This is a genomic window from Streptomyces europaeiscabiei (genome assembly GCF_001550375.1).
Lineage (GTDB): Bacteria > Actinomycetota > Actinomycetes > Streptomycetales > Streptomycetaceae > Streptomyces > Streptomyces europaeiscabiei.
On sequence record NZ_LRTR01000570.1, the window covers coordinates 19,619 to 27,845 of the forward strand.

The following is an 8,227-nucleotide window of genomic DNA, read 5'->3' on the forward strand; positions in this document are numbered from 1 at the left end:
GCGTCACTGGCTGATCCACGACCGCCCGTGACCTGGAAGATCGAATCCAGGACCCCTTGACAGCCCCCTCCCGTCACCCGCAGGATCACCCCCGTGAACCTGTCAGACAGCCAGACAGGTGGCTCGGCACCCCGGCGCGTCAGCGCCATGGAAGCGGTGCTCACCCACCTCCGCGACGCCATCGAGCGCGGCAAGTACGCCATCGGGGACAAGCTTCCCTCGGAGGCGGAGCTCTGCCGGCAGCTCGAAGTGAGCCGTCCGGTACTCCGCGAGGCGCTGCGCGCCCTGCAGGTGATGGGCCTGACCCAGTCCCGCACCGGCAAGGGCACCTTCGTGATCGGGAACGCCGTCGAGGACCCCACCTTCGGCGACTACGCGGCGAGCGACCTGCTGGAGGTGCGCCGGCACGTGGAGATCCCGGTCGCCGGGTACGCGGCGGTGCGTCGCACCCCGGAGAACCTGGACCATCTGGCCCACCTCCTGGACCGGATGGAGCGGGAGACCGACACCACCGCGTGGGTCGCGATGGACACGCTCTTCCACCTGGCCGTGGCCGAGGCCGCCCAGAACCCGGTGTTCCGCCGGGTGATCGAGGAGATCCGGGACGCGCTGGCCCGCCAGTCGGCCTTCCTCAACGAGCTGGGGGGCCGGCGCGAGCAGTCCAACCGCGAGCACCGGGCCATCGTCGAGGCGCTGATCGACGGTTCCGAACACGACGCGGTGGAGGCCATGTCCCACCACCTCGACCGCGTCGAGACCACCCTCACCGATATCGTGCGTTCCCCGCGCACGGACAGCTCCACGGAAGGCGGACGCGAGACGTGAGCGAGCAGTCCCTCGACAAAGACGTCGTACAGGCCGGACAGACCCCGGCGCACGTCGACGCCGGAGACGCCGGCTACAGCAAGTCCCTGAAGTCCCGCCACGTCAACATGATCGCCATCGGCGGCGCGATCGGCACCGGCCTCTTCCTCGGAGCCGGCGGCCGCCTCGCCGACGCCGGCCCGTCCCTCTTCATCGCGTACGCGGTCTGCGGAGTCTTCGCCTTCCTCGTCGTCCGCGCCCTCGGCGAACTGGTCCTCTACCGGCCCTCGTCCGGCGCCTTCGTGTCCTACGCCCGGGAGTTCCTCGGCGAGAAGGGCGCGTACACGGCCGGCTGGATGTACTTCCTGAACTGGGCCACCACCGGTATCGCCGACATCACCGCGGTCGCCCTCTACACCCACTACTGGGGCATGTTCTCCGACATCCCCCAGTGGGTGATCGCGCTCATCGCGCTCGGGGTCGTCCTCGCCGTGAACCTGATCTCGGTGAAGATGTTCGGCGAACTGGAGTTCTGGTTCGCGATCATCAAGGTCAGCGCGCTCGTCATCTTCATGCTGATCGGCATCTTCCTGCTGGTCACCCAGCAGCCCGTCGACGGTCACACCCCCGGCCCGTCCCTGATCACCGACAACGGCGGCATCTTCCCCAGCGGCCTGCTGCCCATGCTGCTGATCATCCAGGGCGTCGTCTTCGCCTACGCCTCCGTCGAACTGGTCGGCGTCGCGGCGGGCGAGACCGAGAACCCCGAGAAGATCATGCCGAAGGCGATCAACTCGATCATGTGGCGCGTCGGCCTGTTCTACGTCGGCTCCGTCCTGCTCCTTGCGATGCTGCTGCCCTGGTCCTCGTACAAGGCCGGCGAGAGCCCCTTCGTCACCGTGCTCTCCAACATCGGCATCCCGGCGGCCGGCGGAATCATGAACCTCGTCGTGATGACGGCGGCCATGTCCTCGCTCAACTCGGGCCTGTACTCCACCGGCCGCATCCTGCGCTCGATGGCGATCGCGGGCTCCGCCCCGAAGTTCACCGGTGTGATGAGCCGCAGCCAGGTCCCCTACGGCGGCATCCTGCTCACCAGCGGTATCTGTGTGCTCGGCGTCGGACTGAACTTCGTGGTCCCGGCCGACGCGTTCGAGATCGTGCTCAACTTCGCCGCGATCGGCATCATCTGCACCTGGGGCATGATCATGATCTGTCACCTGGTGTTCTGGCAGAAGACCGAGAAGGGCGAGCTGACCCGGCCGAGCTACCGGCTGCCCGGCTCCCCGTGGACCGAGCTGGTGACGCTGTTCTTCCTGGCGTCGGTGCTGGTCCTGATGTACGCGGACGGCGGCGCGGGCCGCACGACCGTGCTGTGCCTCCCCCTCATCGTGTTGGCGCTGATCGCGGGGTGGTTCGGCGTGCGTCGCCGGGTCGCCCAGCAGTCGGCCGGAGTGAAGAAGTGATTCAGGCAGTGACGTACGACCCCACGACCACCGGCGCCGCGGCGATCCCTGCGGCTCCGGTGGCCGCGGCCCCCGCGATCCGGGAACCGCTCCACGCCCCCGTCGCCCACCTCGTACGCGGAGGTGTCATCGAGGGCATCCACTACGGCTCCGTCGTGGTGCTGGGAGCCGACGGGGAGGTGGAACTCCAACTCGGCGACATCGAGGCGGCGTTCTACCCCCGGTCGGCGCTCAAACCGGTCCAGGCCGTGGCGATGCTGCGCGCCGGACTGCCCCTGGACGGCGCACTGCTGTCCCTGACCGCGGCCAGCCACTCCGGCGAGGACCGCCACCTCGCCGGGGCCCGGCAGATCCTGGAGCTGGCCGGGGCGACCGAGGACGATCTGCGCAACGTCACCGACATGCCGTACGACCCGGCCGTCCGGGACCGGTGGATACGCGAGGGGAGGCAGCCCTCCCGTCTCGCGCAGAACTGCTCCGGCAAGCACGCGGCCATGCTGTACACGTGTCGGCTCAACGGCTGGTCGCTGGAGAACTACCTCGACCCGGCCCACCCGTTGCAGCAGGCCATCGCCGAGATCGTCGAGGACCTCACCGGACAGGCCATCGCCCAGGTGACCGTCGACGGCTGCGGCGCCCCCCTCTTCTCCGTCTCCCTGCACGGCCTGGCCCGCGCCCTCGCCCGGATCACCACCGCCACCGAGGGCACCCCCGAGCGCACGGTCGCCGACGCCATGCGCGCGCACGCCGAGATGGCGTCCGGCGCGGGACGCGACGTGGCCGGGCTGATGCGGGCCGTGCCCGGACTGCTCACCAAGGACGGCTTCGAGGGCGTCCAGGCCGCCGCGCTCCCGGACGGCCGGGCCGTCGCAGTGAAGATCGCCGACGGAGCGAACCGGGCCAGGGTGCCGGTGACCGCGGCCGCGCTGGCACGGGCGGGCGTCGCTCCCGAGGCTCTCGCGGAGTTCGCGGGTGAGGTCCTGCTCGGGGGTGGCCGCGCGGTCGGCCGGGTCGGCCCGGTCCGGGCGCTGGATCCACTGCCGGGTCAGTAGTGAGCTTGGATCACCCCCGCCGCCCCGACCCGTTCCCATCCCCAGGGGCTGCGCCCCTTCGACCCCCACAGCGCGGGTCCGGTGGGGCTTCTCGCGCAGTTCCCCGCGCCCCTGAAAGGGCCGAAGGCCCCTCGGGGCGAAAAGCAGGGGCGCAGCCCCATGCCTTTCAGGGGCGCGGGGAACTGCGCGACCAGCCCCATCGAACCCGCCCCCACCCACGCACCCCAGACACCCCCACGTCCCCACACCCACCCACCCAAGCCCGTCGCGGGGGCGAAGGGGCAGCGCCCCTGGGGATGGGACGGGTAGGGGCGGCGGGGGCGACACGAATCCGCGAGAGCCGCCGCCCCATCCGCACGTCACGAAAGAAGGCCCACCCAGTCATGACCGCCGCAGTGACCCGCAGTGAACACGATCTGCTCGGAGACCGTGACGTTCCCGCCGACGCGTACTGGGGCGTGCACACCCTGCGCGCCACGGAGAACTTCCCCATCACGGGCACCCCGATCTCCGCCTACTCCCATCTGATCGACGCGCTGGCCGCTGTCAAGGATGCCGCCGCCCGCGCCAACGAGGAACTCGGTCTGCTGGCGCCCGCGAAAGCCGCCGCGATCATCGAGGCCTGCCGGGAGATCCGCGACGGCAAGCTGCACGACCAGTTCGTCGTCGACGTCGTCCAGGGCGGCGCCGGCACCTCCACCAACATGAACGCCAACGAGGTCGTGGCCAACCGGGCGCTGGAGCTGCTGGGCCACACCAAGGGCCGGTACGAGTACCTGCACCCCAACGAGGACGTCAACCTCGGCCAGTCCACCAACGACGTCTACCCGACCGCCGTCAAGATCGCGACCGTCTACGCGGTGCGCGAGCTGCTCAAGGCGATGGCAGTGCTCCAGGACTCGTTCGCCCGCAAGGCGGTCGAGTTCCGTGACGTGCTGAAGATGGGCCGCACACAGCTGCAGGACGCGGTGCCGATGACGCTGGGCCAGGAGTTCTCGGCGTACGCGGTGATGCTGGACGAGGACCGCAGCCGCCTGGCGGAGGCCGTGGAACTGGTTCACGAGATCAACCTGGGCGCCACCGCCATCGGCACGGGTCTCAACGCCCCCGTCGGATACGCGGAGTCGGCCCGCCGCCACCTCGCCGAGATCACCGGGCTGCCGCTGGTCACCGCAGCCAACCTGGTCGAGGCCACCCAGGACTGCGGCGCGTTCGTGCAGATGTCGGGCGTTCTCAAGCGGATCGCCGTGAAGCTCTCCAAGAGCTGCAACGACCTGCGGCTGCTGTCCTCCGGGCCGCGCGCGGGACTGAACGAGATCAACCTGCCGCCGGTGCAGGCCGGTTCGTCCATCATGCCCGGCAAGGTCAACCCGGTGATCCCCGAGGTCGTCAACCAGGTCGCCTTCGAGGTCATCGGCAACGACGTCACCATCACCATGGCCGCCGAGGCCGGACAGCTCCAGCTCAACGCCTTCGAGCCGATCATCCTGCACTCCCTGTCGGAGTCCATCACCCACCTGCGGGCCGCCTGCCTGACGCTGGCCGAGCGGTGCGTGGACGGCATCACCGCCAACACCGAGGCGCTGCGCGCGAGCGTGGAGAACTCCATCGGCCTGGTCACCGCCCTCAACCCGTACATCGGCTACACGGCGGCCACCGACATCGCCAAGGAGGCCCTCGCCACCGGCCGGGGCGTGGCCGAACTCGTCCAGGAGAAGGGCCTGCTGCCCGCCGAACGGCTCGCCGAACTGCTGCGGCCCGAGGTGCTCGCAGGCAACGGAACCCCTTCGGCCTGATGGATGCCACCACCTTCCAGCCGGTGCTGGAACGTATCGCCGAGGAGATCGGACGGACCCCGGGCCGCGGCCGGCCCGCCGACTACATCCCGGCGCTCGCGGCCCGCGACCCGCGCCGCTTCGGCATGGCCGTCGCGGAGCCGGACGGCACGGTGTACGGCGTGGGGGACTGGCGGGAGCCGTTCTCCACGCAGTCCATCACCAAGGTGTTCACCCTCGCCCTCGACCTGGCCCGGGAGGGCGACGACCTCTGGGAGCACGTGGGCCGCGAGCCCTCGGGCAACCCCTTCAACTCCCTGGTCCAGCTGGAGTACGAGAACGGCATCCCGCGCAACCCGTTCATCAACGCGGGCGCCCTCGTCGTCACCGACCGCCTCCACACCCGTACCGGTGACGCGGCCGGCGAGCTGCTCTCCTTCATGCGATCGGAGAGCGGCAACCCGGACCTGGACTTCGACGCGCAGATCGCCGCCTCCGAGTCAGCGCACGGCGACCGCAACGCGGCCCTCGCGCACTTCATGGCGTCGTACGGCAACATCGACAACCCCGTACCGGACCTCCTCGACCAGTACTTCCGGCAGTGTTCCCTCACCGCCTCCTGCGCCGACCTCGCCCTCGCCACCACCTTCCTCGCCCGCCACGGCGTCCGCGCCGACGGCACCCGCCTGTTGACGCGGAGTGAGGCGAAGCAGGTCAACGCGGTGATGCTCACCTGCGGCACGTACGACGCGGCCGGCGAGTTCGCCTACCGTGTGGGCCTGCCCGGCAAGAGCGGGGTGGGTGGCGGCATCATCGCCGTCGTACCGGGGCGCTGCACGCTCTGCGTGTGGAGTCCGGGGCTGGACGAGCGGGGAAACTCGGTGGCGGGAGTGGCGGCGCTGGAGCGCTTCACGACCCTGACGGGACTGTCCGTCTTCTGACGGCCAGCGGCGCCACCGTCGCCGTCGCCGTCGGCACCGAAGCCGTGGACCGAACCCGTGGACCGGAACCCGTGGACCGAAGCCGTGGACCGGACCCGTGGAGCGAACGTGGGGGCGGGTTCGCGCACGGGTCACGCCCCGGTACCCGTCAGGAGGGCGCCGCGTCGTCTCCGCGCCACTCGGCGTTGACACGCTGACCGAGTGTTGGCCATCGCTTTCCCCGTCGATCTCCGCCGCTGCCAGGCGCTCGGCCTGGCCGGATCCGCCTTTCTCGCCCTGGGAGGTGAGACCGCCGGTGCGCTGCCGGTTCAGGAGCTGCTGTCGCCGACCTCGGGGCGCGGCGCGCTGGGTCTGGTCGGTGTCTACTTCGGCGTCGTCCTGCTGATAGCCGCCTGGGCGCTGCTGGGAAAGGTGATACGCGGCCCCGAACCCCCGGCCCCCCGTGCCCTGCTCCTCGTGCTGGCCGTCTGGGCGGCCCCCCTTCTCCTCGCGCCGCCGCTGTTCAGCCGGGACGTGTACAGCTATCTCGCCCAGGGCGCCATGGTCGACGCGCACATGGACGTCTATCTGCACGGTCCCGCCCGGCTCGGCGGGCCGCTCGCCGACGAGGTCGCACCGATGTGGCGGCACACGGCCACGCCGTACGGCCCCGTCTTCCTCGCCGTCGCCTCCGGGCTGTCCGGTCTGACCGAGGGCCGGATTCCGGCCGGTCTCATCGGGATGCGTCTGATCGCCCTCCTCGGGGTGGCCCTGATGGCCGCGGCGCTGCCCCGCCTCGCCCGGCACGGCGGAGCCGACCCGGCCGTCGCCGTCTGGCTGGGCGCGCTCAACCCGCTCGTGCTCCTGCACCTCGTGGCCGGGGCCCACAACGACGCGCTGATGCTGGGACTGCTGGGCGTCGGGCTGGTGCTCGCGCGGGGCCGCTGGTACCTCCTCGGCGTCGTCCTCGTCACCCTCGCCGCCCTGGTCAAGGCGCCCGCCGCACTCGGCCTGGCTGCGTTGGTCATGATGCGCGGCCGTACCGGACGGGTCCGGACGACCGTGACAGCGCTGGCCGTCGCGACGGCCACCACGGCGGCCGTGACCGCCCTGGCCGGCACGGGATACGGCTGGATCGCCGCCCTGCGCACCCCCGTGTCCCCGCAGAACTGGTCGCCCACCAGCGTCCTCGGCCGCGCCACCGGCACCCTGCTCCACGGCCTCGGCAGCGACCTGGCCCCGCTCGCACTCCCGGCCTGGCGCGCGGCCGGACTCCTGCTGACCCTCGCCGTCGTCCTGTTCGTATGGCTCCGGCTGAGACCCGGACCGGTGTACGCGCTGGGCCTCAGCCTGGCCGCCGTGGCCGCGCTGGGCCCAGCGATCCGTCCCTGGTACGCCCTGTGGGGCCTGTTCCTCATCGCAGCGGCCGCCCGGAGCGTCCTGGTGCAGCGGCGGGTCGCGGTCGCCAGCGGGATGCTCGCGCTCGCCGTCCTGCCGAGCGGTGATCCGGCGGACACCGCGCAGGTCGTTCTGGCGGTGTGCGGGGGAGTGCTCGCGGTGGTCGTGCTGTGGCAGGCCGAACAGGCCTCGCGGGCGCCGGCCCTGGAGCGCACGGCATGAGCGAAACCCGTACCCGCCGGCGGTGGTTCCCGCCGCGCACCGACCGTGCCCGCGTCCTCCTCGTCCTGGGCGCGGCCGCCGCCGTCACCGTCTTCACCGCGACCGTCCCGCTGCTGCGCGACTGGTTCGACCTGCGCGTCTACCACGGCGCCATCGACACCTGGGTCCACCACGACGGCCGCATCTACGACTATCTGGTGCCGGGCACGACCTACGGGTTCACCTATCCGCCGTTCGCGGCCGTCGCCATGCTGCCGATGGCGCTGGTCGGGCTGCGCACCGCGATCGTGCTGTGCCTCGCGCTCGACCTGGTGGCGCTCGCAGCCGTCCTGTACGTGCTGGTGGGGCCTCTCCTGCGCCGCTACGGCTGGTTCGGCACCTCCCTCGCCCTCTGCGCGCTCGCCCTGTTCGAACCGCTGCGGGACACCTTCAGCTTCGGCCAGGTGAACCTCCTGCTGCTGGCCCTGGTGCTCGCCGACGCCCGGCTGCTGGCCACCGGCCGGGGCCGCTGGGCGGGTGTGGGCATCGGCCTGGCGGCGGCGGTCAAGCTGACGCCCGCGATCTTCATCGGGCTGCTCCGGCTCGCCCGG

General features: G+C 71.3%; 7 protein-coding genes. All 7 read left to right on the forward strand.

The window, feature by feature from the left end; all coding sequences use genetic code 11:
• The first annotated feature begins 93 nt into the window (after nt 1-93).
• A complete protein-coding gene (locus AWZ10_RS27590; protein ID WP_078935705.1) occupies nt 94-825 on the forward strand; it encodes a FadR/GntR family transcriptional regulator in 732 nt (243 codons plus the stop codon).
• Nucleotides 822-2,270, forward strand: a complete 1,449-nt coding sequence (locus AWZ10_RS27595) for an amino acid permease (protein WP_046709012.1) — start codon at nt 822-824, stop codon at nt 2,268-2,270. The genes AWZ10_RS27590 and AWZ10_RS27595 overlap by 4 nt, the downstream gene beginning before the upstream one ends.
• An 8-nt stretch (nt 2,271-2,278) precedes the next feature.
• Nucleotides 2,279-3,322, forward strand: coding sequence for an asparaginase (locus tag AWZ10_RS27600; RefSeq protein ID WP_060892314.1), 1,044 nt, complete (start codon nt 2,279-2,281; stop codon nt 3,320-3,322).
• Nucleotides 3,323-3,705: 383 nt separating this feature from the next.
• Nucleotides 3,706-5,118: an aspartate ammonia-lyase gene (gene aspA, locus AWZ10_RS27605; protein WP_060892315.1), complete on the forward strand. Its 1,413-nt coding sequence runs from the start codon at nt 3,706-3,708 to the stop codon at nt 5,116-5,118.
• The gene (locus tag AWZ10_RS27610; protein ID WP_060892316.1) at nt 5,118-6,038 is read left to right on the forward strand and encodes a glutaminase; all 921 of its coding nucleotides are present in this window, start codon (nt 5,118-5,120) and stop codon (nt 6,036-6,038) included. Before aspA ends, AWZ10_RS27610 begins: the two co-directional genes overlap by 1 nt.
• 210 nt (nt 6,039-6,248) lie before the next feature.
• Complete coding sequence (gene mptB, locus AWZ10_RS27615) at nt 6,249-7,637, forward strand: polyprenol phosphomannose-dependent alpha 1,6 mannosyltransferase MptB (RefSeq protein ID WP_060892319.1); 1,389 nt, start codon at nt 6,249-6,251, stop codon at nt 7,635-7,637.
• Nucleotides 7,634-8,227: glycosyltransferase family 87 protein (locus tag AWZ10_RS27620; RefSeq protein ID WP_159058356.1), on the forward strand; the 594-nt coding region annotated here is incomplete at its 3' end. The genes mptB and AWZ10_RS27620, both read left to right, overlap by 4 nt.

What these genes read in the sequence shown, in the direction of transcription:
- AWZ10_RS27610 (WP_060892316.1), top strand. Translation starts at nt 5,118, where the DNA reads ATGGATGCCACCACCTTCCAGCCGGTGCTGGAACGTATCGCCGAGGAG.
- aspA (WP_060892315.1), top strand. Translation starts at nt 3,706, where the DNA reads ATGACCGCCGCAGTGACCCGCAGTGAACACGATCTGCTCGGAGACCGT.